Raw genomic sequence first — 24,985 nt, forward strand, 5'->3', positions numbered from 1 at the left:
AACTGAACTCCAATTAAAGTCAGGCCTCACTAGAGTGTGAGATTGCCTGAGATTACGGCGTGTTTCGCTCCGGTTACTGCCGGGAGTGTATTGGTTCTTCCCATAAGTGCCTCATGGCCAAGTAGAGCAAATCCAATGGCTTCCCGAGCATCATCAGGTACGCCATAATCTGCTGTTCGTTCCAAACGGATATCTTTCGGTAGTCTCTGACGGATCATCTCCATCAACGTGGCATTGGAAGTACCACCACCGCACGCAAGCATGGCCGATATTTGCACCTTGGGCAGGATAAAATCCTGCACTGCACGCACGATGGTCTCCGCGGTCAGACAGGTGGCAGTAGCCAGCGTATCTTCAAGGGATAAGGAACGCGCTGCGGCCATCTCCATCAGTCTCACTGCATACGCGGCTCCATATACTTCTCGCCCGGTACTTTTCGGCGGAATTCTTTTGAAATACTCCTCCTCCAAACACAGTTCTACCAGACGCTGATCGACCTTTCCCTGTGCGGCAATGCTTCCACTCGGATCATAATGCTGCCGCCCATCCGTTGCCTGCCGCACAATGGCGTCCATCACCATATTGCCCGGTCCCGTATCAAATGCCGAAATACCTTCGGTAGATGACTCAGAGGGAAGCACCGTCACATTGCCAATGCCACCGATATTCTGCACCAGCCGTCCTTCCGTCGGGCTACGGAACATCAGAGCATCCGCATAAGGCGTAAGCGGGGCACCTTCCCCACCAGCGGCCATATCCCTTGCACGCAAGTTACCAATCACTGGCAGTCCTGTCCGTTCTCGAACGACAGCACATTCACCGATCTGCAATGTCGATACCACATCAATACTGGCTCCCGTTGGCCCTGGAAATGCAGAGGCTACAGGAGCATGCCATACCGTCTGTCCATGCATGCTAATCACATCCACCTGCTGCGTTGAGATACCGGCAGACCGCATCAGTTCCGTAACGCTATGCGCATACCACTCCGATACACCAAAATGCGCGGCTGTCAGCTCGTCGACACGCGCCGTCCCCGGTGAACATAACCGGATCATCACGTCTCTCAATCCATTCGAATACGGCACACAGACGAAATCAACCAGCTCTATCTGCTGTAATGCCCCGCTCATATCGGTTTGAATACGCACCAATGCCGCGTCAGTTCCATCAAGTGACGTTCCTGACATTAGTCCGATGACCAGATGCTCCTGCTTCAAACGATACTTCTCCCACATCGGATAGCTGCCTGTATCCATCCACTTCCAACCTCCTGCAAGACCCGATAAACACGTCATCCTGCCATAATTTCACCCAGTATATGATATTAAATTTCACAAGTCAAACATTATATGAAATTTAATTACATCATTGAAAATAAAAAGAGAGATATTCATCCCATTTGCGATCACACATCATGTTTTCTTCCATCAATTGATAATTAGATATCAGAAGAGAAACATTTTTACATTTTTACCGTTTATAATATGTAGGTATATTTTGGTAGTCATATATAGATCTAATACTAGTCGAGGTGCATAATGAAGAAAACCATTTTACTATTGTTTCTGAGCCTGTTCTTACTCGTTTTGTTCCCTAATCAGGGAAATGCCGCTGCAAGTTCGTCGAAAATCTTTATGGATGGAGAGGAATTAGTCCTCCCAAGTGATGTACAGGTGACGATTATCAATAAAAACGTGATGATCCCGATTCGTGTCGTTGCCGAAAATTTGAAATTCAAAGTTGATTGGAACCAACAAGCACGCACTGTAAAAATTCAGCAAGATCAACAGACGATTTCCCTAACCGTGGACCAAAAGCAAGCCATGGTTGCTGACAAACAAGTCACTTTGAACACAGCACCGCAAATTTTGAATAAAACGCTGGTGGTGCCCATTCGATTTGTCAGTGAACAAATGGGGCTTAAGGTAAGATGGAATAATCAAGACAAGATCGTATACTTAACAAACACCAGTAAGGGACCTGCTACCGAACCAGGCAACAGTTCTGGAAAAGGAGATTCAAGCTCTACCGCCCAGGTTACCGATATCCAATTTGCCAACAATCAGCTCGTGTTATCCACGGATGGGGCCGTTCAGCCGGTAGTAACGACCCTCAAGTACCCTGATCGTTTGGTTGTGGACTTGCCCGGAGCCACCTTTGGTGATATCTCCCAACCGCTGGATCAAGGACTCAATGGCAAGTTGGATGTGAGCGGTTATCCCAATGTGACAGAAGTGAGATATTCACTGTTCAAACGAGAACCGGCACAAGTTCGCATTGTCGTAGAATTGAATAATGTGAAGAATGTCCAGTACAGCCAGAACGTCATTGCCGATAAACTGATTATTGATCTGAATGTTGCGGGAGACAATGTCACACCTGCTCCAGTCACTCCAGTAGGCGATTCAGGACGCAAGGTCGTGGTCATCGATCCAGGACACGGTGGCAGTGATCCAGGGACGATCAGCATCACGAACAAACCCGAGAAGGAATACAATCTGGCATTAGCTCACAAAGTACAAGCCCTCCTGCTTAATGAACCTAATATCGAATTGGTGATGACTCGTGAAGGTGATACCTATCCGACCCGTCCTGAGCGTGTTCAGCTCGCCAATCAATTAAATGCAGATGTATTTGTATCTATCCATGGCAATAGTGTGAAGTCCGCCCCCCAAGCCACAGGTACAGAGACATATTATTATCAACGCAGTAACAGCAAGGAATTAGCTACTATCATTCATCAACGTTTGGTGAAAGCCATGGGTCTCAGAGATCGTGGTGTGAAAAATGGCAACTTGGAAGTGATCCGAGACACGACCATGCCTGCAGTGCTTTTGGAAGTGGGATTCTTGAGTAATGTGCTCGATGAAGAACTGATGTCGTCCGAAGTTGTTCAGATGAAAGCCGCTCAAGCGATAGCCGATGGAATCAAGGAGTATTTGGGCCTATAAATCATATAATAAATCAGATAAAGGAAGTGATTCTTTGAATAAGAAGCTAGGTTGTGCACTTATATTATCATGCTTGATCCTTATCGGAGTTGGATGTGCCCAGAAGCCAGTGAGCCAATCCGGCTCAAATGAACCTGCTGTTCAGGGGGGACAGGTGCAGGCACCAAACCCATCCGAAACGGAGGTGGATCTGGGCACAATGAATACACAAGTCGTCGATGTTTATTTGGCAGATTCTCAGGTACTTGAGCTTGAGAAAACAGAGCAGGAAATTGAATACAAGGATGATTCCGAAAAATATGAAAAAACATTTGCAGCGTTGCAAACGAACACCTATTCGGAGCTTGTTTCCCTCTGGGAGCAGGTTGAATTGCTCTCTATCCAATATGCTGAGGGTACAGTGACTTTGGATGTTCATATCCCCGCTGAAGCCAATCTTGGTACCAGTGGAGAATTGCTCGCATTGGAAGCTTTAACTACAACGATGTTTCAATTTGATGAAGTGAACAGCCTGGATATACTGGTGGATGGTGAAGCCGTGGATAGTTTGATGGGTCATGCCGAACTGGAACACCCTATTCATCGCGAACCCTAAAGATCACACAACAATGGAAAAAGAACGTCCCCAGGGACGTTCCAATCTGACGCATCAATTCGATTCATGCACAATTCACACATATAGCTCGTCACCAGCAGACAGTGAATGTATAACTGTTCCCGGTGACGGGCTATTTCTGAGCAAACCTTCTTTTAAACGGTCCGTCTCTGCCCGGTCAGTATGCACAAGGACCGTATGCCTTGCTGGAACCTGATGCAGCATCCGTTCAACATCCTTCCAGCCCTGATGCACTTTATAACGTATTTTCCGCACCACACACACTCCATACTTGTCAGGAACCCGTAGCAGCTTATCACCAAATGTACCATGAGCAACATGCCCGGTGAGCAGAATCAGATTCTCCTCCCTGTCCGATAATTGACTATAATACCAACGGGCAAGCGAGGACTGCATCATGCCGTCGGGAATGAACCATAGCGAAGCAGCATGATGTTCCAACAGCTGTTCCCGCTCTTGGGTGGTCGTAGGCAGATCCCATCCTCGTCCAGTCAGAAAGCCATCAATTTTGTCTTTCAACGAACTTCCGATGACATGCTCTCCCTTCTCCCTCAACCAATACGGAACATGCATAAGCTGCTTCATGCCGTCTACCAGCCCGTGTTCTACTACGATTGGGATAGCCGGGAATTGTTGCTGTGCCCACAGTATGATCTCCTGTCCACGACCTACGACAGGCATGGGTAAGAGCACCTTTCCGCCTTGAGCAATCGTCTGGCGAATGGCTCGTTCAAGCTGTTCCAGTTTGTCGGCCTGTGTATCCTGGTCCGTACCGTAGGCCGCATCAACGATCGCCAGATCCACTAGCCCGACGGAAGATATTGGCGCAGCGTCTGCTACGTTTGCTCTGTCTGCTCTGTCTGCTCCATCTGCTCCGTTGGATGTGAAATTTCTCTGCTTCATGGGTATCTCCATGGATACAAGTGTTCTTGACGATGCCTCTGATGCAACAGATGTATGATCTTGTGACGTTATGAATTCTCCAGCCTTTTGCCCACTGTTTATGGCGATTAGTTCCTCTGTACCCCACCGTTCGCTGCTCGGAGCATCGAACACAGGATTCTCACGAAGCATGTTTGTCTGCCAGAACGCCTCCGCTGGACAATCCTCCTGTAAAAGCAGCGATTCGGACGTGTAGTCCCCGGAATAGAAAATCCGCTTACCTTCCATTTCAACCCCAAACCACACCGATCCAGCCAGATGTCCACTCCGGCCCCACATCACTTTTACTTCTGGAAAAGGTTCAAACCAGGTTTGGGATACGACCTCATCTTCCAGATACCGATAACGAATAGCCTGCTCATCTACTTCATCATAAGGAAGTTCTTCGCCTATACGCTCTACAAACCTACGCCAGTTGGCAAAATACGTACGCAGCTGCGCCCTCGTCTCTCTCGTCGTCCACACTTCACCCTGGTAGCCCATCTTATACAGCAAAGGGATGGCGACCGAATGATCCTCATGGGCGTGGGACAAGAGGACCGCGTCCAGTTGTGGGACAATCTCCGGATCGATCAGCGGATACTGGCCTTTGCCTTCTTTTTTCACACCACAATCCAGCAAAAGCCGAAACCGGCTCCCGCTCAGGAGATAGGCGGAACGTCCATGTTCCCCTGCGCCGCCCCATACGTTCAGTTTGATCATGATGCATTCCACTTTCTCTTTGAATTCAGCATTTCGATTCCAAGCAGCATGAACACCGTCATACCTACTGTCACGACGGCCATCGCCATGCCGAGGGATACCTGACCTTGTTCAAACTGGGCAAAAATATACGTAGCGGACGTCTGCATCGACGGCGGAAGAATCAATAACGAACCTACCAACTCCCGGGTAGCAATCGTAAAGGTCATCATCCATCCGGCCAGCATGCCGGGTAGGATCAGCGGGATCAGGATTCGCCGTAGAATATACAGCGGTTTCCCGCCAAAGACTTGCCCAGCCTGGAACAATGTTCCGTCAATCTGGGTAAAGCTCGATTTTACATACTGCACGGTGTAAGGCAAGAAGAGAACAACATACGTGAGCACAACCATGCCGTAGGTGTTATACAACGTGACTGGCATCCAAGGTGAGTTCCAGAAGAGAATCAGACCCACGACCATCACGATGCCCGGCACCGTATTAGGCAACAGACTGAACAAGTCAATCACACGCTGCATGAATGAAGATGATCTGCCGATCGCGAGTGCAAACCCAGTACCGATAATAACAGCAACGGTTGAAGCCGCGAGGGATAATCCCAGACTGTTCCCAATGGCCTTCATGCTCACCGATCCCCAAGATAACAGCTCTTTGTAATGATCCAAGGTCAGATTATCAAATGCAATTCCCGATCCCCGTAACTTCATGGTCGAAGCGGCGATGATGGAGAAATATGGGATACCTATCGACAGGATCAACAGGATTGCAAGATACACCCCACACAACCATCCTGCTCCGCCACGAAGAGAATATCGCTTCGAACGTTGCCCTTTGCCACCAACCAGACGATACGTGAACTTCCGGCTCATGGCAGACTGCATATACCACATCACCAGACAGACGGACAGCAGCACCGATGCCAGCGAAGTCGCCTTGCCGAAGTCAATCGGCCAACTGGAGATGTACTTATGAATTTCGGAGGTCATGACATAATAGCCAATCTTGCGCCCGAAGGTTGCCGGTGTTCCGAATTCCGCAATCGTTTTGACAAAGACCAGCATGATCCCCATGCCGTAGGATGACAACAATAAGGGTAAAATAATGCGTCTGAAACGGTATCCTGCCCGTGCACCGTGCACGGCTCCCGCTTCTTCCAGATTGCCACCGATGCGGATTAATGCATCACGAAGCAGCAGATACAGGAATGGGAATAGGTGCAAGCTCATGATGAGCACCATGCCCCAGAAGCTGAAGAACAGCTCACTCCAGCCCGCAGATGAGGGCACCCACTGCTGGAGATATCCCCCTTTTTGCATAAACAGAATCCAGCCCATCGATCCGATATACGGCGGGGTCATGAACGGAATCATCAGGATTACATCGACCCAGCGATGCTCACCCATCCGAGTCTTCGCCATCATCCAGGCCAGCGGCAGCGCCAGCAGCGTAGTTACCGCTACAACACAGATACCAAGCCAGACGGAATTCAGCAATACACCCGATAGATGATGACCTGTAATCGTGCGAATCGGAGCCATCCAGTCCCATTGTCCGTCCGGATACACACTTTGCCAGAAGATCAGCAAGAGCGGCACGCCAATGCTTATGGTCAGCAGAAAGAGGGCCAGAATCACGCCCACTCTCCGAAAAATTCGGTTGTTGTCCATTACAACAGGTTTCACCACGTTCACCTCACATGACTTTCCACAGACAGCAGGTATTCCTTTTGCCTAATTGTCTCTATACTTGTTCTTCTTTCGGTATGTTGCATATGCAAAAGTACTTACTTAAAAGTCTCGGAAAAACGCGCCGCTGTCTCTTCGCCATGTTCGCTCATCCAGTTCCAATCCACTTTAAGCTGTGGAATATCCTTCACATTGGCACGGTTAGTCGCTTCAATGTCTTCGCGGCCCGGGATCAGATAGGCATCTGCAACCAGCTTCTGTGCTTCATCGGACAACAAGTAGTCAATGAACGCTTTGGCATTCTCTACATTTGGGCTGGATTTCAGAATCGCTGCTGGTCTTGGGCTGATTACTGTTCCTTCCTCAGGATATACGATATCCAGTGGTTCACCTTTTGCCTTGGAGGAATATGCCATGTAGTCCACACCTGCCGCTACGATGCTTTTGGCACCCGTAATAACCGGATCAAGTGCTTCCTGATTGGCGCCTGCCATCGCTACACCATTGGCTTTATAGGCACTCAGCAGATCCCATCCTTTTTCACCATTCGCACTCAGGTATCCTGTGATGAAGTCGAGTGCTGAACCTGATAATGTAGGGTCGGGAATGTTCACTGCATCTTTCCACGCAGGCGTAGCCAGCTCTGCCCAACTTGTTGGTGGTGTAGATACCAGTTTGGTGTTATACACAATGCCCAGTGCGGAAGCACTGCTGCTAAAATAGTTGCCCTCTGCATCCGACCAATCCTTGTTCAGCTTGTCTGCATTCGCTGCTTCCGGGTACGGCATAGTCAGTCCATCTGCTTTCAGAGCCTGTGCTGAAGGTAAAGAGGCCAGGATTACAACGTCTGCAACCGGATTGGACTTCTCTGCTTCCATACGAGCCAGAATTTTGCCTGTCGTTCCCTGGAACATCTCTACTTCAATCCCCGTTTTGTCCGTAAATCCGCTCACGATGTTATCTGCCAGCTTCTGTGGGCCAGCACTGTACAAGACAAGCTTGCCGCCAGCCGGTTTCGTTGTTTCTGCCGCTACTGCTGTGTTTCCTTCACCCGCGGGTTGTGCTGCGTTGCCTGTAGTTGTGTTCCCCGTACTACATCCGAACAAACTGATACTCATGACCGCAGTTAATAACAGCATTGCGCTCTTTTTCCGTGTTTTCATATTCAACATATTCGTCCATCTCCCCTGGTTTCTTATAAAATGTGTACTCCTGCTTCCAACTGCGTGCTTGTTCAACAATTTAATATGCCACTGCGATCGCTTCGTTCTGCTTCATACTCGGGTGGTCATAACCGTCCATTCGGCATATCCGCTCAGGGGTTACATAGAGCTGTACCCGCTCCCCTACGCGCACTCTTTGGTTCATATAGGCTGTCCATACGCCCAGCCCTTCCATCTGCACCCGTACTTCATAACGCTCACCTACATAGCTGACACTAAGTACCGTCCCTGGATAACACAGATCATCATGACCTGTTTTGTTCCAAGTGACATGCTCTGGTCGCACCATCGATTGATTAGGCGTGAGCCAGTTGGACTTTCCGATAAACGAAGCGACATACGGATCACTTGGTGCCGAGTAGATCGTTTCCGGGCTTCCTTTTTGCAATATCCGCCCCTTCTGCATCACCACAATCTCATCCGACATCGACATCGCCTCAATCTGATCATGTGTGACGTACAGCGCAGTCAGTCCCATGTCTCGTACCAAGGACATCATCTCAATCCGCATCTCTTCCCGAAGTACAGCATCCAGTGCACTCAGTGGCTCATCGAACAGGATCACACCAGGTCTGACCGCTACGGCTCTGGCAAAAGCAACCCGTTGCTGCTGTCCACCAGATAGCTGATGAGGATAACGATCTTCCATGCCTTGCAGGCGAACCATGCCAAGTGCTTCGTTCACCTTTTGCCGCAGATCAGATTTCTGTTTTCCGGCCTTCAGGCCAAACGCTACATTTTCGTATACGGTCATATGCGGCCATAATGCAAAATCCTGAAACACCATGCCCAGATTACGCTTGTGTGTTGGTATATCAATCCGCTTCGCCGCAGAGTAGATACACTGACCATCTGCACGAATCTCCCCCGCGTCCGGCTGTTCCAGCCCGGCCAACATGCGGAGCAGTGTTGTTTTGCCACAGCCCGATGGGCCGAGCAGGGTCGTGAACTTTCCATGTTCAAGCGTTAGATCTGTCGGCAGCAGTGCGGGTGTTTGATTAAATGATTTTTGAATTCCTGTCATCTCTAATTTCATAAGCATCCCTGCCTGTCTTCTGTTACTTGATCTCTTGCACTGTTCTCAGTCTAACGTCCGCTTTCGCGAGTTGTATGTCTTGTATGTAAAATTGGAATTAACTTTTTAGATGAATTCTGTTGATGTTCATAGATTAAATCTATAGTAGGTGAACTAATCATTTGCACGATAACGGAGAGGACAGAAAAAACCTGAAAAAGCGGAGCGTTCGCCTTTATCACCGGATTTTCCCTTTGAGAAAGGGAATCAAAAAAATTTGGGGATAACAGCGATTGGAAGGTTGTTCTGTCATCGTAGTGTCTGTGTAAATCTTTAGTTCAATTTATATAGTAGAAGTGAGAGGAGTGTCGGGACATTGAATCTGATCAAATTGCAAATTGTTGAGCTGATCGACAAGCATCATCACATGACAAGCGTGGCCGAGTTACTGGGAATCAAACAACCGACCGTTACCTTTCATATGAAGTCATTGGAGGAAGAGATGGGCGTGCGATTATTCGAATCACGCAGTGGGAAGACTTTTTTAACCGAGGCCGGACAAGCCCTGCTCCACTATTCCGTCAAAATCAATGCTTTAACCCAAGAGGCACGACGGGTCGTAAAGGAATATGACAGCCTCTATCGGGGCACCCTGCACATTGGGGCAAGCTATGTACCGGCTACATATCTGCTGCCTGCCATATTCAATACCTTTTCTCAGGAATTCCCGGGCATTCGTATCGTCTTATCCGTCAAACCATCACCTGTTATTCGCGAGATGTTGATTCGACATCAGATTGATCTGGGGGTGATCTCTTCCGAGCCATTTGTTGGACCCGCACTGCAAGCTGAGACGTTGTGTGAAGACGACCTGGTATTGATCTGTTCTCCGCAACATGGGTTGGCCCAGAAGGATGCATTAACCCCTGATCATATCGCGCAGATTCCTTTTGCCTTACACGGCAATGAATCCAGTACTCGTCGATTAACCAATCAATGGCTTGCGCAACATGATATTCGTTTGCGGAGTACCGTGGAGATGGATTCCCTGGAAGCGATCAAACAGCTCGTGTTAATCGGGGGGCATGTCTCATTCATGTCTCGGATGGCGGTACAGTGGGAGGAACAGCACGGGCTCATTCAAGTTCTTCCCATTCCGGGAGAGCAAGCGCCGCGCCATATCTATACGGTACATAACAAGGACCGCCACCCTTCAGTTCAGGTAAACCGCTTCAAAGAAGTGCTACGAGAGGTGAGTCACGGCTCGCCCCTTTCTATGGCTGATTGCCCTGATCCGCTATAAACTATCGTTTGCCATTCATCAAATCTATGCAGGGTTAACGCAATGTGCGCTCCCCGTTAATCGCTTTCAGATACTCGGGCGATAAAGTGGGATCTGTACGTTAATCCAGATTAGGAGAGTGATTGGTTTTGAAAAAGTGGAAAAAGGTAACCGCCTCATTGATGCTGAGCATCGTAACATTGGGAAGTGGAATGACATTTCTGGGAGCACCCCAGGCTTCAGCTGCTGCCAATGCCGTTCCTGCTTATGAAGTGAAGTTTCTGGCCAAGCCGGAACTGGTATTGAATACAGATGGGACACCACGCAGTGAAGTGATTCAGACACTCGGCCTGAGTTCCACGCCAAGAAACATTAACGTAGAGTACTTCGACACCAATGCTCTCGGATTGGATCAACAAGGATGGAACGTTCGTTTTCGCAAAAAGGATGACAAGAATAACTACGAATTGACTTATAAAAAACGCTACCCTGTGATCAATGGCGATATCAACGCAGCGCTGACTCTGGCTAACCAAGAGGGTTTTGATAAATCAGATGATAACTACGAGGCTGAAATTGATTGGGGATACGGCAAACAGACGCTGAGCTTCTCCAACACCAAAAAAGTCGATACCAAAGCGACAGGAGTCCAACTTCCTTCGCAGCAAGAAGCCTTGAACATGTTACTGGACAAGCTTCCGGGCAAATTGAAAAACTGGACTTCCTCCAACTGGGGCAAACAGCAACTGACTCAATCCCGTGCATATGGTCCGATAACGTTCCAACGATATGAAGGTACATGGAATGGTCAAGAGCTTACACTCGAAGTATGGCCGATCCGTGACGCAGCAGGTACAGGTATTGAGAATATCGTAGAGGTTTCTTTCAAAACCGATGATGCTGTAGCCGTATCCGGGCTGCGTACCCAACTGCTACAATTGCTGGAGAACAACAACTGGCTGATTCCTGCAGATGGCTTGAAAACACAAACGATTCTGGAAAGATACTAATCGCTAGCTCTAACACAAAAGACAAGTTCCTCTTCCTGCGGACATCGTAGGAGAGGGCTTGTCTTTTTTTGCGTAGTGAATTAATGAATGCCCTGGATTATATATATCGTGTAATTCCATGCTTTAACAAAACATCTATCTGCCTACCTTCTGTAACAAACTTGAAGCCCTGAAACCACCTTTGTATTCTCTTCGCTATTTCATTTCATATTATCATATGGACTTCTTATTTGTATGACAATATGCGATAATTGATAATGATTCTCAAATACATCATATGTAATGTTACTATTGCAAGTTAAGGAGGGATTCTGGTGACTTTGCAAGTCTTTCCACTGATATCTAACGGTGAACATACCCGTGACCTATATGCAAGATTCAAGACATCCGAAGTTCTCGATCAAGCGTCTTTTCTTCCCCCATTCGTATTAACGGACTCACATCTTCTGCTCATCTGTACTGGTGGTGAGGCCGATATCCGTATTGGGCACAGGCTGAATCATGCCACACTCGGCAAAATGTATCTGATCCTGCCAGGAACAGCGATAGAATATACACCGGATGAGGTTCATCCTTTACAGGGCATCGCAATATATTTTGATATGTTGAAGCCTCTCTCCGAAATCAATAAAGCTACTTCCGGCTCTACTGTAATGGAGGTATACCAAAAAGGGTTACTTCGTTCGTCTTATGCCGATGAATTACCGCATGAACTTTTTCAGGAATGTACCAGAATTTCCTCACAGCTCCATGAATGCATCTCTGTACCTCAAGAAAATCGTCCATTTCGTATTCAGACTTTGATGCATGAATTGTTGACCCATGTGTATGCTCCTCCCAAAGAAAGTACAGTAGGAGATTCCGAACACACCTCTGCTTTGGATCAAACGCTTGAACTTATTGAGCTTGGATATGCTGAGCATCTTTCTCGTGAAGTTCTTGCCGGTGTGGCAGGCATGAGTGTATGGCACTATTCACGGGTATTTAAAAACCGCACTGGCATCAGTCCCATGGAGTACGTGAATAACATCCGCATGGACAGGGCCAAAGAGATGCTGCTCGTCCCCGGCCAAACTATCAAACATATCGCCTCACAGGTTGGTTTTCAGGACGAGTTTTACTTTAGTCGTAAATTCAAAAAATATGTTGGTGTGTCTCCCTCTACCTATCAACGGCAGAAACGCAGTAAAATTGCTGCTCTCTCCTTCGGAACCACTGGCCATCTGCTGGCATTACAGATCATCCCGCATGCGGCATTGATCGATAATCGACGGGATCAACACAGGAATCTGTTTTTCTCCAATATCCCGTATCATCTGGGACGTAGCAAACGCATGAATCCTCATATCTGGCAAACCAACGTTGAGTTGTTGATGCAAGCGAGCCCGGATCTCATACTCTGTAATGAGTACGAAGCCCATACGTTAAAAAGAACGCTGCAGCGAATTGCTCCTACCATCGTTATCCCCTGGAAAGGATTGAGCTGGCGCGAACACTTCGTACAAGTTGCCTCCATTGTAGGACAGCAACAAGATGCTCAGCAGTGGTTGGAGCAGTATGATGACAAGGTAATCCATGCCAAAAAGCAGCTTGCTCATATAATCGGTAAGGATACGGTCTCCATCATTCATATCATGATGGGTCATCTGTTAATCTACGGGCGACGCAATGGAGGCGCTGTTCTATATAACGACCTCGGCGTGTCCCCTTCACACGATCTGCTTCCAGGGCAAGTCTATCGTGCATTGGATGAACAGGAGTTGCCTCTAATGGTTGGAGATCGCATGTTACTGATTGTGGACCAGGACTCAGAATCCCAGCAACGTTGGCATAAACTACAACATACTCAGCTATGGCAACAATTGATGCCCGTGCAGAACCAGCATGTATATCTGCTAGATGAAATGCCTTGGTTGGATTATTCACCATATGCCCATGATCAGATCATCGATGAAACCCTGAAACTTTTTGGTGGTACTCAGCACATTAATCCATGACCGGATAGCACAGAAGGCTATGTCTCCCCCAACATTAGACCGCTACAATATATAGTGTACTGAGAATCAATATCAATAGAAACACAGGGGGATTATGATGTACAAACAGCATTATGTCAAAATAACGGGGATCCTGTTCATACTCGCCATGTTACTTGTTGCGTGTGGACAGACACCTGCAAGCACTTCGCAGCCATCTGCAGATGGCGTAAACTCAGCTGCGGGGACAGATGGGGACTCATCCACTGAATCAGCTACTAAGACCGTGGAGAGCGCCAGTGGCAGCAAAGAAATCCCGGCACACCCTGAACGGATTGTGTCCATTAATATGGAGGACATTCTACTCTCCTTGGAGGTACCACTGGTACTTGCTACACCTATTGGCCGGCAAGATTACCTGAATGAGCAACTTGAAGCCCAGGGCGTGGCTGTCGAACCCATTAATGAAAGTGTCAATTTTGAAGCTGTCGTCAGCGCCAATCCGGACCTCATTATTGCCAATGCCAGTTTGGATGCCAAAATTCTCGAACAACTCGAGAAGATCGCGCCTACGATCACTTATGATCGCCGTAATTGGCAGGAATCTATCGTACAGGTAGCTACTGCACTGGATATTGAAGAGCGGGCTGAACAGCTTTTACAAAAAAATAAAGATCAAGTAACTGAAGCTCAGAAGCTTGCAGCCGATATCACCAAGACCAAACCAACAGCTGCATTCCTGCGCCTGGAAGAGAAAGATATGCGTTTGTTCTTCTCGTCCATTCCATCTACGCCATTCCCAGCTTCTAGTTATGTAGGAGCGGGCTATGAAATTGGATTCACTCCCGATGCTCTCGTTACCAAACTCGAGGCTGAGAATCCAGATCGGATGAATGCCAGTATCTCGGTTGAGCTTTTGCCTGAAATCAAAGCAGACTATCTGTTCATTGTGTCCATTAGCTCAGATGGATCAGCTGAAGCTTTGCAAAAAACAAAAGATGAACTCAACGAAATCCAGCAACTCCAAGTATGGAAAAGCCTACCCGCTGTTCAAAATGGTCATGTCTATGTCCTCAATGCTAAGAAATGGCTTATTGACGGCCCCATTGCCGAATCGCTCAAACGTAATGAAATGCTCGAAGTTCTTGGACTACCTGCTTCACAATAGTAAACATACCTCTGTTTCATCCACAACAAACAAAAGGAGATTCACCGGATTTTCGGTGGATCTCCTTTATATTTAATATTCCAAATGGTCTCATTCAGCAGTTCTTCATTCCAGTAATTCTTCATTCACATCAGGCTTTTAATATATTTTAAAGTTTTGGGCTGTTTCGATCCCAAGTGCACTCTGGATAAACGTATTAGCCACTTTCTCTACAGGTACAGGATTAAATCCAATAAAGAAATCCTTATATTTCTCCGCCGACTCTACAAACAAGTTAGGACTAACTGAGTTCAAACGGATGCCTCTTGGTAACTCAAACGCTGCCGCTTTGGCAAACGCATCAATAGCCCCATTGACCATAGCACTTGATGCGCCTTTCTCAATAGGGTGGTCTTGTATTATGCCACTGACCAACGTGAAACTCCCTTTGTCATTAATATAGTGCTGACCAATCAACACGATATTAACCTGTCCAAGCAGTTTACCCTGCACACTAATCATATTGTTCTCAGGTGTAAGTTCTTCGAGTTTCGCATAATGGGTCTGACCTGCCGCCACAATGACGTAATCAATATTTCTCACCGTTTCAAAGAGGGTAGTAATACTCTCTATCGACGTCATATCCACCTGAACATCCCCGGATTGTCTACCTGCTGTAATAACCTCAACGGAATAATCTCTCAGTTTCGCAACAACAGCTTTACCTAGCGTTCCGTTTCCACCAATGACCAGAGCTCTTTTCATTACTGTTTGTCCTCCTTTATAAATAAACACGGTAAATCAGATAAGAATTGTTCTATTTATTAAAACAAAGATTCTATCCTTAATCAAATGACAATTGACTCTATTTTAAAAGGAATCCACTTATTCTTTTTAACGCAAAAAAAAGCCCTTGCTATAAGCAAAGGCTTTTCTGTATGTTACTCGGAAGCGGGTGATGGGAATCGAACCCACGCTATTAGCTTGGAAGGCTAAAGTTCTACCATTGAACTACACCCGCAAAATAAAAAAAATCGGGATGACACGATTTGAACATGCGACCCCCTGGTCCCAAACCAGGTGCTCTACCAAGCTGAGCTACATCCCGATACTTATGAGAATAATGGCGCGCCCTGAGAGATTCGAACTCCCGGCCTTTTGATTCGTAGTCAAACGCTCTATCCAGCTGAGCTAAGGGCGCAAATATTGGAGCGGAAGACGGGAATCGAACCCGCGACCCTCGCCTTGGCAAGGCGATGCTCTACCGCTGAGCCACTTCCGCAAAACATATGGTGCGGTCGAGAGGACTCGAACCTCCACGGGGGGTTAGCCCACACGGACCTGAACCGTGCGCGTCTGCCAATTCCGCCACGACCGCAAAATATAATGGTGAGTCATGAAGGGCTCGAACCTTCGACACCCTGATTAAAAGTCAGGTGCTCTACCAACTGAGCTAATGACTCGTAATGAAATGGCTGGGGATATAGGATTTGAACCTATGCATGACGGAGTCAAAGTCCGTTGCCTTACCGCTTGGCTAATCCCCATTAAAAAATCATGGGGCGATCGAGGGGAATTGAACCCCCGAATGCCGGATCCACAAACCGGTGCGTTAACCACTTCGCCACGATCGCCATAGAGTAAGCCATTCATCCACTAAGAGTATCTTAGTATTAGCAACTGCATCTATAATATACATTCTATCACAAATTCAGATGTAAATACTAAAAATGGTGCCGGCGAGAGGACTTGAACCCCCAACCTACTGATTACAAGTCAGTTGCTCTACCAGTTGAGCTACACCGGCACGGTGTATATTTAATTAAAAATGGCGGAACCGACGGGATTCGAACCCGCGATCTCCTGCGTGACAGGCAGGCATGTTAGGCCAACTACACCACGGTTCCATAGTACTTTCTCAAGGAAAGTTAATTGCGGGGGCAGGATTTGAACCTGCGGCCTTCGGGTTATGAGCCCGACGAGCTACCGGGCTGCTCCACCCCGCGTCGTTATAAAGTTATATGGTGGAGGCTGAGGGGATCGAACCCCCGACCCTCTGCTTGTAAGGCAGATGCTCTCCCAGCTGAGCTAAGCCTCCGTAATATGACCCGTAGGGGATTCGAACCCCTGTTACCTCCGTGAAAGGGAGGTGTCTTAACCCCTTGACCAACGGGCCTTGCTAAAAAAAATTATCTGGCGGAGAGAGAGGGATTCGAACCCTCGAGACGCTTGTGACGCCTACACGATTTCCAATCGTGCTCCTTCGGCCAGCTCGGACACCTCTCCATATGGCTCCCCGAACAGGGCTCGAACCTGTGACAACTCGATTAACAGTCGAGTGCTCTACCAACTGAGCTATCAGGGAATGGTGGAGCCAAGCGGGATCGAACCGCTGACCTCCTGCTTGCAAGGCAGGCGCTCTCCCAGCTGAGCTATGGCCCCATACACTGTGTATTTCTTTGTTGTGGTCTTGCTATGGGCCCTGGTGGACTCGAACCACCGGCCTCACCCTTATCAGAGGTGCGCTCTAACCAACTGAGCTAAGGGCCCTTATATATCCCTTATTCCTTGGCAAGGGGGGCAAAAAAAATACCCCAAAGGGAAATCGCTTGGCGGCGTCCTACTCTCCCAGGACCCTGCGGTCCAAGTACCATCGGCGCTAGAGGGCTTAACGGTCGTGTTCGGGATGGGTACGTGTGGAACCCCTCCGCCATCGCCACCAAACGCGTAGCTTACATTTCAGAGTGTTGTTCTCTGAAAACTAGATTCGAAACGAAACATGCGAATTACAACCTGCTATTGGATAAGCCCTCGACCGATTAGTACTGGTCAGCTCCATGCATTGCTGCACTTCCACCCCCAGCCTATCTACCTCGTCGTCTTCAAGGGGTCTTACATACTGGGAAATCTCATCTTGAGGGGGGCTTCACGCTTAGATGCTTTCAGCGTTTATCCCGTCCGTACATAGCTACCCAGCGGTGCTCCTGGCGGAACAACTGGTACACCAGCGGTACGTCCATCCCGGTCCTCTCGTACTAAGGACAGCTCCTCTCAAATTTCCTACGCCCACGACAGATAGGGACCGAACTGTCTCACGACGTTCTGAACCCAGCTCGCGTACCGCTTTAATGGGCGAACAGCCCAACCCTTGGGACCTACTTCAGCCCCAGGATGCGATGAGCCGACATCGAGGTGCCAAACCTCCCCGTCGATGTGGACTCTTGGGGGAGATAAGCCTGTTATCCCCAGGGTAGCTTTTATCCGTTGAGCGATGGCCCTTCCATGCGGTACCACCGGATCACTAAGCCCGACTTTCGTCCCTGCTCGACTTGTAGGTCTCGCAGTCAAGCTCCCTTATGCCTTTGCACTCTTCGAATGATTTCCAACCATTCTGAGGGAACCTTTGGGCGCCTCCGTTACTCTTTAGGAGGCGACCGCCCCAGTCAAACTGCCCACCTGACACTGTCCCCGCACCGGATTACGGTACCAGGTTAGAACCTAGATACGATCAGGGTGGTATCCCAACGTTGCCTCCACGCAAGCTGGCGCTCACGTTTCAAAGGCTCCCACCTATCCTGTACAGATCGTACCCAAATTCAATATCAAGCTGCAGTAAAGCTCCATGGGGTCTTTCCGTCTTGTCGCGGGTAACCTGCATCTTCACAGGTATTAAAATTTCACCGGATCTCTCGTTGAGACAGCGCCCAAGTCGTTACGCCATTCGTGCGGGTCAGAATTTACCTGACAAGGAATTTCGCTACCTTAGGACCGTTATAGTTACGGCCGCCGTTTACTGGGGCTTCGGTTCACAGCTTCGGATTGCTCCTAACCACTCCCCTTAACCTTCCAGCACCGGGCAGGCGTCAGCCCGTATACTTCGCCTTACGGCTTCGCACAGACCTGTGTTTTTGCTAAACAGTCGCTTGGGCCTTTTCACTGCGGCCCCCTCGTGCTATTCACACTACCGGGGCACCCCTTCTCCCGAAGTTACGGGGTCATTTTGCCGAGTTCCTTAACGAGAGTTCTTCCGCGCGCCTTAGAATACTCTTCTCGCCTACCTGTGTCGGTTTGCGGTACGGGCACCATCACCTGGCTAGAGGCTTTTCTTGGCAGTGTGAGATCATGACCTTCGCTACTATAATTTTCGCTCCCCATCACAGCTCAGCCTTACAATGTGCGGATTTGCCTACACATCAGCCTTACTGCTTAGACGGACATCCATCAGTCCGCGTCACTACCCTACTGCGTCCCCCCATTGCTCATAACGGCTTACGGTGGTACAGGAATTTCGACCTGTTGTCCTTCGACTACGCCTTTCGGCCTCGCCTTAGGTCCCGACTTACCCTGAGCGGACGAGCCTTCCTCAGGAACCCTTAGGCTTTCGGCGGATCAGATTCTCACTGATCTTTTCGTTACTCATACCGGCATTCTCACTTGTATAATGTCCAGCGCTCCTTACGGTACACCTTCAACCCTTATACAACGCTCCCCTACCCCTGATGCAAAGCATCAAGCCATAGCTTCGGTGGTGTGTTTAGCCCCGTTACATTTTCGGCGCAGAGTCACTCGACCAGTGAGCTATTACGCACTCTTTCAATGGTGGCTGCTTCTAAGCCAACATCCTGGTTGTCTGTGCAACTCCACATCCTTTCCCACTTAACACACACTTGGGGACCTTAGCTGATGGTCTGGGCTGTTTCCCTTTTGACAATGGATCTTAGCACTCACTGTCTGACTCCCGGAAGTAAGTCTATGGCATTCGGAGTTTGACTGAGCTTGGTAACCCTTGCGGGCCCCGCACCCAATCAGTGCTCTACCTCCACGACTCTGTTTTCCGAGGCTAGCCCTAAAGCTATTTCGGGGAGAACCAGCTATCTCCGAGTTCGATTGGAATTTCTCCGCTACCCCCACCTCATCCCCGCATTTTTCAACATGCGTGGGTTCGGGCCTCCAGTGCGTGTTACCGCACCTTCACCCTGGACAGGGGTAGATCACCCGGTTTCGGGTCTACGTCCACGTACTAAGTCGCCCTATTCAGACTCGCTTTCGCTGCGGCTCCGGCTCTTCACCTTAACCTTGCACGGGAACGTAACTCGCCGGTTCATTCTACAAAAGGCACGCCATCACCCCTAAAACGGGCTCTGACTTTTTGTAAGCACACGGTTTCAGGTTCTATTTCACTCCCCTTCCGGGGTGCTTTTCACCTTTCCCTCACGGTACTGCTTCACTATCGGTCGCTAGGAAGTATTTAGCCTTGGCAGATGGTCCTGCCGGATTCATACGGGGTTTCACGTGCCCCGCACTACTCGGGATCCGTCTCGGAGGGAACCAACTTTCAACTACAGGGCTTTTACCTTCTTTGGCGGGCCTTTCCAGACCTCTTCACTTAACCGGTTCCTTTGTAACTCCATGTGAGACGTCCCACAACCCCAAAGAGCAAGCTCTCTGGTTTGGGCTTCTCCGCGTTCGCTCGCCGCTACTGACGGAATCACTATTGTTTTCTCTTCCTCAGGGTACTTAGATGTTTCAGTTCCCCTGGTATGCCTCTACACAACCTATGTATTCAGTTGTGAGTAACTGGAAATTACCCCAGCTGGGTTTCCCCATTCGGACACCCCCGGATCAAAGCTTGCTTACAGCTCCCCGAGGCAGTTTCGTTGTTCGCCACGTCCTTCATCGGCTCCTAGCGCCTAGGCATCCTCCGTGTGCTCTTAGTAGCTTAACCATTTTGTTCCGGTTTTGACTGCTCGCTTCCCTTGTTTTGCTTGCGCAAAGCCAAAAGTCGCTCCCATCCAATACCATCACAAAAGCAATTTGACTACCGTTTTTATTGAAACTTGTTTAACACAAGTTCAGCTAAAAAGGAATGTTCTAATTCGCGTTTGTTTCGTTTCGATATCTAGTTTTCAAAGAACAAGCTCCATGCAAAAGCAAGCTGTTTGAGAGTTTGAGCTCTCAAAACTGAGCAACGAGTGAGTGTTTTGCAGCTAAGCTGCATATTTGAATGTTTCCGTTGCAGGAAACGATTCTCCATAGAAAGGAGGTGATCCAGCCGCACCTTCCGATACGGCTACCTTGTTACGACTTCACCCCAATCATCTATCCCACCTTCGGCGGCTGGCTCCTTGCGGTTACCCCACCGACTTCGGGTGTTATAAACTCTCGTGGTGTGACGGGCGGTGTGTACAAGACCCGGGAACGTATTCACCGCGGCATGCTGATCCGCGATTACTAGCAATTCCGACTTCATGCAGGCGAGTTGCAGCCTGCAATCCGAACTGAGACCGGCTTTGTTGGGATTGGCTCCATCTCGCGATTTCGCAGCCCGTTGTACCGGCCATTGTAGTACGTGTGTAGCCCAGGTCATAAGGGGCATGATGATTTGACGTCATCCCCACCTTCCTCCGGTTTGTCACCGGCAGTCTATCTAGAGTGCCCACCCGAAGTGCTGGCAACTAAATATAAGGGTTGCGCTCGTTGCGGGACTTAACCCAACATCTCACGACACGAGCTGACGACAACCATGCACCACCTGTCTTGAATGTTCCGAAGAAAAGGTACATCTCTGCACCGGTCATTCAGATGTCAAGACCTGGTAAGGTTCTTCGCGTTGCTTCGAATTAAACCACATACTCCACTGCTTGTGCGGGTCCCCGTCAATTCCTTTGAGTTTCAGTCTTGCGACCGTACTCCCCAGGCGGAGTGCTTAATGTGTTAACTTCGGCACCAAGGGTATCGAAACCCCTAACACCTAGCACTCATCGTTTACGGCGTGGACTACCAGGGTATCTAATCCTGTTTGCTCCCCACGCTTTCGCGCCTCAGCGTCAGTTACAGCCCAGAGAGTCGCCTTCGCCACTGGTGTTCCTCCACATATCTACGCATTTCACCGCTACACGTGGAATTCCACTCTCCTCTTCTGCACTCAAGTCACCCAGTTTCCAGTGCGATCCGGGGTTGAGCCCCGGGATTAAACACCAGACTTAAATGACCGCCTGCGCGCGCTTTACGCCCAATAATTCCGGACAACGCTTGCCCCCTACGTATTACCGCGGCTGCTGGCACGTAGTTAGCCGGGGCTTTCTTCTCAGGTACCGTCACCTTGAGAGCAGTTACTCTCCCAAGCGTTCTTCCCTGGCAACAGAGCTTTACGATCCGAAAACCTTCATCACTCACGCGGCATTGCTCCGTCAGGCTTTCGCCCATTGCGGAAGATTCCCTACTGCTGCCTCCCGTAGGAGTCTGGGCCGTGTCTCAGTCCCAGTGTGGCCGATCACCCTCTCAGGTCGGCTACGCATCGTCGCCTTGGTGAGCCGTTACCCCACCAACTAGCTAATGCGCCGCAGGCCCATCCCCAAGTGACAGATTGCTCCGTCTTTCCAGTTTCCTTCAGGCGAAGAAAACAACTATTCGGTATTAGCTACCGTTTCCGGTAGTTGTCCCAAACTTGAGGGCAGGTTGCCTACGTGTTACTCACCCGTCCGCCGCTAACCATCAGAGAAGCAAGCTTCTCTTCAAGTCCGCTCGACTTGCATGTATTAGGCATGCCGCCAGCGTTCGTCCTGAGCCAGGATCAAACTCTCCAATAAAGTATTGAAAAGAGCGATAAGCTCATTTTGAATCTGACGAGATTAAAAATCTCATTTGTGCTCCAGTCGATTCAAGCCAAGGCTTGTCTCAAACTTTCGCGTTCATTCTGCAAGCAGAATGTTTACTCACTCGTTGTTCAGTTTTCAAAGATCAAAATTGTTTTTGTTACCGAATGTCGTTCTCTTCAGCAACTCTTATATAATATCATGTCCGAACCAACTTTGCAAGCTCTTTTTTTAAGTTTCTTTCGAAGCTTATTTGATTTGCTTGCCGCACCGTGTAAACCGTGTTTTCTTGGCCGGAATTAGAATATATCATGTACAGATTTCATTTGCAAGACTTTTTTTGAAAAATGATAATCACCCACAACATCGGTACCATATGTAATCTGACGCTCCTGTACATACAAATTACTCTCAGCACCCTTATTACATCGCTTCTAAATATACACATCCATTAAACATAACCAGGGAAGTCACTTCCACTGCGATTGCAGTGAACAATTTCTTGTGACTAGCCCCGGGTTTATCGGGATCTCAGTTTTCTTTCCTTCTATAATAGATAAGAAAGTATATTCCTTGGGCACAGCTTACACTTCCCGTTTCACTTCTCAGTGCTTACAATATGCGCTTACCAAGCAAAGAAGCGATCAGTTCCACGCCAAGCCTTGCCGTATGTCTATTATGATCAAACAACGGATTTACCTCAACCAGTTCCATCGACGTAACTTGATTTGTGGAAGCAAGTATCTCCAATGCGTAATGTGCCTCTCGGTAATTCAAACCACCCGGTACTGGGGTGCCTACACCCGGAGCTTCCCGCGGATCCAGACAATCCATGTCAAAACTGACATGAATACCATCTGTCCCTTTTCCCGCTGTAGCTACTGCTTGCTCAATAACTTGCTGTATTCCCATACGGTCAATATCATGCATCGTAAATGCTCGGATTCCCAGTCTCTTAATCTGCTCTTTCTCATACTCATCCAAATCACGCAGACCAATATAGACCAAGTTGGACGGATCAATAAAGGCGCCTGCTCCAGCAATGTGTGACAGATTGAATGCAGTATGCCCCAAGGATGCAGCCACACTCATCCCATGCATATTACCGGACAAGCTACGTTCTTCCGTATTCAAGTCTGCATGCGCATCAAACCAGATCACACCCAAATTCGAATAATGCGCTGTTAGCCCGGCAAAAGTACCAATCGCTACACTATGATCTCCCCCAAGCACAAGTGGGAAAGCACCCTCCTCCACTGCGCCTGATACTTCACTACACACCTTCTGACTGACCTGACGTACCTCATTTAAATGTTTTACACGATTTCGCTCAATAGGGGCAGCCGGTTCAGAAGGACAATCTACCCGCACTTCTTTGGAAAGTACTAGCCCAAGACTCGCAATCTCCCGCTTCAGTCCAGCTGTAATCAATTCATCAGGCCCCAACTCTGCTCCACCTCTTGCTCCACCGAGTCCAAAAGGAACCTTAATGATAGCAATATTACGTCGCACAGATGGTTGACTTGTATCAATAGAAGTATCTTTTATTCCACCATGTACATCATCATCATTTTTCATCTAGGTCAGCTCCCTCATTGTTGATCAACACCTGCTCAATTCTCTCCAGTGCCCAGTCAATCTCGGACTCTTTAATCGTCAGTGGTGGAGCAAACCGAATGATCGTTTCATGGGTTTCTTTACATAGCAAACCAGCAGACATCAATCGCTCACAATAGGGACGTGCTGATTCATGCAGCTCAACACCAATAAATAACCCTCTGCCCCGAACTTCCCGTATGGCTGAACTGCGAATATCTCGAAGTCTTTTCATAAAATAGTTCCCCAGACGCTCCGATCGCTCGGCAAGCTTCTCATCTTCAAGAACTTTCAGAGCTGCTATAGCCACGGCGCAGGCGAGTGGGTTACCCCCAAACGTAGAACCATGAGACCCCGGCTCAAACAAATCAAGTATCTCCGCATCAGCAGCGATAGCCGAGATGGGCATGACTCCTCCCCCCAGCGCTTTGCCCATAATCCAGATATCTGGTTCAACCCCTTCCCAGTCGGAGGCAAAACGGCGACCCGTTCTTCCAAATCCGGTCTGGATCTCATCAGCTACAGTCAACACCTGCTGGCTCTTACACAGAGCAAAGGCTTTAGCCAAATATCCATCAGGCGGGATAACGATTCCAGCTTCGCCCTGAATAGGCTCTACAAGAAAACCAGCCGTATTTGGCGTAATGGCCTGCTTCAGCGCTTCAATGTCTCCATAGGGAATAATCCGGAATCCAGGTGTGAACGGTCCAAAATCTTTTTTATACTCCGCTGAGGAAGAAAAGGATGTAACCGTCAGAGTTCTTCCATGAAAGTTACCAGAGCATACGATAATTTCGGCTTGATTTTCCGGTACACCTTTTCGACGATAAGCCCACCTGCGTACCGCCTTCACGGCAGTCTCCACCGCTTCTGCTCCTGTATTCATGGCGAGAATCTTCGATTTCCCCGTGAATTGTGAGAGTTTTTGATAAAAAAGAGAAGCGGAGCTGCTATGGAATGCCCGTGATGTCAGCGTAACCTGATCTGCCTGATTTTTGAGCGCCTGTATGATCACAGGATGTCTATGACCATGATTCAATGCAGAGTATGCACTTAACATATCCATATAACGGCGGCCTTCAGGGTCTTCCACCCATACCCCTTCCGCCTGTTCAATAACAATAGGGAGCGGATGATAATTAGGTGCAGCATAACGCTCCGACCAATCAATTAACATTTTGGAATCTGACATACACACCCAACACCTTTCCAAAATATTGTATACAAAATACAATAACAATG

Annotated in this window: 14 protein-coding genes, 17 tRNA genes and 3 rRNA genes; 6 read left to right on the plus strand and 28 right to left on the minus strand. The window is 48.6% G+C overall.

Translation table 11 applies throughout. From position 1 onward, the window contains the following. Positions 1-29: 29 nt before the first annotated feature. Positions 30-1,259, minus strand: a complete 1,230-nt coding sequence (locus MKX68_RS09270) for an anhydro-N-acetylmuramic acid kinase (protein WP_340911027.1) — start codon at positions 1,257-1,259, stop codon at positions 30-32. A 282-nt stretch (positions 1,260-1,541) separates the two neighbouring features. On the opposite strand from MKX68_RS09270, the gene MKX68_RS09275 reads away from it, so the two are divergent. Then, positions 1,542-2,954: an N-acetylmuramoyl-L-alanine amidase family protein gene (locus tag MKX68_RS09275; protein ID WP_340911029.1), complete on the plus strand. Its 1,413-nt coding sequence runs from the start codon at positions 1,542-1,544 to the stop codon at positions 2,952-2,954. Between the two features lie 73 nt (positions 2,955-3,027). Next, complete coding sequence (locus tag MKX68_RS09280) at positions 3,028-3,549, plus strand: GerMN domain-containing protein (RefSeq protein ID WP_340911031.1); 522 nt, start codon at positions 3,028-3,030, stop codon at positions 3,547-3,549. A 75-nt stretch (positions 3,550-3,624) separates the two neighbouring features. Here the strand turns inward: MKX68_RS09280 and MKX68_RS09285 are convergent, their stop codons facing one another. The 4 genes from MKX68_RS09285 to MKX68_RS09300 form a co-directional block, all read right to left on the minus strand. Then, positions 3,625-5,214 (minus strand): MBL fold metallo-hydrolase, encoded by a 1,590-nt coding sequence (locus MKX68_RS09285; protein ID WP_338590145.1) that lies wholly within the window; start codon positions 5,212-5,214, stop codon positions 3,625-3,627. Then, positions 5,211-6,881: an ABC transporter permease gene (locus MKX68_RS09290; protein WP_340915349.1), complete on the minus strand. Its 1,671-nt coding sequence runs from the start codon at positions 6,879-6,881 to the stop codon at positions 5,211-5,213. The genes MKX68_RS09285 and MKX68_RS09290 overlap by 4 nt, the downstream gene beginning before the upstream one ends. 116 nt (positions 6,882-6,997) lie before the next feature. Then, positions 6,998-8,071 (minus strand): ABC transporter substrate-binding protein, encoded by a 1,074-nt coding sequence (locus MKX68_RS09295; RefSeq protein WP_340911033.1) that lies wholly within the window; start codon positions 8,069-8,071, stop codon positions 6,998-7,000. Between the two features lie 70 nt (positions 8,072-8,141). Further along, positions 8,142-9,158: an ABC transporter ATP-binding protein gene (locus MKX68_RS09300; protein WP_047840482.1), complete on the minus strand. Its 1,017-nt coding sequence runs from the start codon at positions 9,156-9,158 to the stop codon at positions 8,142-8,144. Positions 9,159-9,513: 355 nt separating this feature from the next. Here MKX68_RS09300 and MKX68_RS09305 point away from each other — a divergent pair, with 355 nt between their 5' ends. The 4 genes from MKX68_RS09305 (at position 9,514) to MKX68_RS09320 (ending at position 14,573) form a co-directional block, all read left to right on the plus strand. After that, complete coding sequence (locus MKX68_RS09305) at positions 9,514-10,440, plus strand: LysR family transcriptional regulator (RefSeq protein ID WP_340911036.1); 927 nt, start codon at positions 9,514-9,516, stop codon at positions 10,438-10,440. Positions 10,441-10,568: 128 nt separating this feature from the next. Beyond that, the gene (locus tag MKX68_RS09310; protein WP_091038015.1) at positions 10,569-11,429 is read left to right on the plus strand and encodes a hypothetical protein; all 861 of its coding nucleotides are present in this window, start codon (positions 10,569-10,571) and stop codon (positions 11,427-11,429) included. 314 nt (positions 11,430-11,743) lie between these two features. Further along, positions 11,744-13,426 carry an AraC family transcriptional regulator gene (locus tag MKX68_RS09315; RefSeq protein WP_340911039.1) on the plus strand — a complete coding sequence of 561 codons (1,683 nt, stop codon included), beginning with the start codon at positions 11,744-11,746 and terminating at the stop codon, positions 13,424-13,426. Between the two features lie 97 nt (positions 13,427-13,523). Next, positions 13,524-14,573 carry an ABC transporter substrate-binding protein gene (locus MKX68_RS09320; protein ID WP_340911042.1) on the plus strand — a complete coding sequence of 350 codons (1,050 nt, stop codon included), beginning with the start codon at positions 13,524-13,526 and terminating at the stop codon, positions 14,571-14,573. A gap of 138 nt (positions 14,574-14,711) precedes the next feature. Here MKX68_RS09320 and MKX68_RS09325 read toward each other — a convergent pair whose 3' ends face one another. From MKX68_RS09325 to MKX68_RS09435, 23 genes are all read right to left on the minus strand, one after another. Then, positions 14,712-15,317, minus strand: a complete 606-nt coding sequence (locus tag MKX68_RS09325; protein WP_340911045.1) for a short chain dehydrogenase — start codon at positions 15,315-15,317, stop codon at positions 14,712-14,714. 185 nt (positions 15,318-15,502) lie between these two features. Then, positions 15,503-15,573, minus strand: a tRNA-Gly gene (locus MKX68_RS09330). 13 nt (positions 15,574-15,586) lie between these two features. Further along, a tRNA-Pro gene (locus MKX68_RS09335) sits at positions 15,587-15,660 on the minus strand. Positions 15,661-15,676: 16 nt separating this feature from the next. Continuing rightward, positions 15,677-15,753, minus strand: a tRNA-Arg gene (locus MKX68_RS09340). 6 nt (positions 15,754-15,759) lie between these two features. Further along, positions 15,760-15,834, minus strand: a tRNA-Gly gene (locus tag MKX68_RS09345). An 8-nt stretch (positions 15,835-15,842) separates the two neighbouring features. Further along, positions 15,843-15,930 (minus strand) — tRNA-Leu (locus MKX68_RS09350). A gap of 9 nt (positions 15,931-15,939) precedes the next feature. Continuing rightward, positions 15,940-16,015 (minus strand) — tRNA-Lys (locus MKX68_RS09355). 9 nt (positions 16,016-16,024) lie between these two features. Continuing rightward, positions 16,025-16,099 (minus strand) — tRNA-Gln (locus MKX68_RS09360). 11 nt (positions 16,100-16,110) lie between these two features. Next, positions 16,111-16,186 (minus strand) — tRNA-His (locus MKX68_RS09365). Between the two features lie 97 nt (positions 16,187-16,283). Beyond that, positions 16,284-16,359 (minus strand) — tRNA-Thr (locus MKX68_RS09370). 22 nt (positions 16,360-16,381) lie between these two features. Further along, a tRNA-Asp gene (locus tag MKX68_RS09375) sits at positions 16,382-16,459 on the minus strand. 25 nt (positions 16,460-16,484) lie between these two features. Beyond that, positions 16,485-16,558: transfer RNA gene (locus tag MKX68_RS09380), tRNA-Met, on the minus strand. Between the two features lie 16 nt (positions 16,559-16,574). Further along, positions 16,575-16,650 (minus strand) — tRNA-Val (locus MKX68_RS09385). A 6-nt stretch (positions 16,651-16,656) separates the two neighbouring features. Next, positions 16,657-16,728: transfer RNA gene (locus MKX68_RS09390), tRNA-Glu, on the minus strand. 18 nt (positions 16,729-16,746) lie between these two features. Then, positions 16,747-16,838: transfer RNA gene (locus MKX68_RS09395), tRNA-Ser, on the minus strand. 3 nt (positions 16,839-16,841) lie between these two features. After that, positions 16,842-16,917: transfer RNA gene (locus MKX68_RS09400), tRNA-Asn, on the minus strand. Between the two features lies 1 nt (position 16,918). Then, positions 16,919-16,994, minus strand: a tRNA-Ala gene (locus MKX68_RS09405). A gap of 34 nt (positions 16,995-17,028) precedes the next feature. Next, positions 17,029-17,102, minus strand: a tRNA-Ile gene (locus MKX68_RS09410). Positions 17,103-17,159: 57 nt separating this feature from the next. Further along, positions 17,160-17,276 (minus strand): 5S ribosomal RNA (rrf, locus tag MKX68_RS09415). 75 nt (positions 17,277-17,351) lie between these two features. Next, positions 17,352-20,277 (minus strand): 23S ribosomal RNA (locus MKX68_RS09420). Between the two features lie 311 nt (positions 20,278-20,588). Next, positions 20,589-22,141: ribosomal RNA gene (locus MKX68_RS09425) — 16S ribosomal RNA — on the minus strand. Together the 16S, 23S and 5S rRNA genes with 17 tRNA genes alongside form the textbook arrangement of a ribosomal RNA operon. A 618-nt stretch (positions 22,142-22,759) precedes the next feature. Beyond that, positions 22,760-23,725, minus strand: a complete 966-nt coding sequence (gene rocF, locus MKX68_RS09430) for an arginase (protein ID WP_340911047.1) — start codon at positions 23,723-23,725, stop codon at positions 22,760-22,762. Further along, positions 23,715-24,935: an ornithine--oxo-acid transaminase gene (locus MKX68_RS09435; protein ID WP_340911052.1), complete on the minus strand. Its 1,221-nt coding sequence runs from the start codon at positions 24,933-24,935 to the stop codon at positions 23,715-23,717. The genes rocF and MKX68_RS09435 overlap by 11 nt, the downstream gene beginning before the upstream one ends. Positions 24,936-24,985 lie beyond the last annotated feature (50 nt).

Origin of the sequence: Paenibacillus sp. FSL M8-0212 (assembly GCF_038004645.1) — a bacterium.
Taxonomy (GTDB): domain Bacteria; phylum Bacillota; class Bacilli; order Paenibacillales; family Paenibacillaceae; genus Paenibacillus.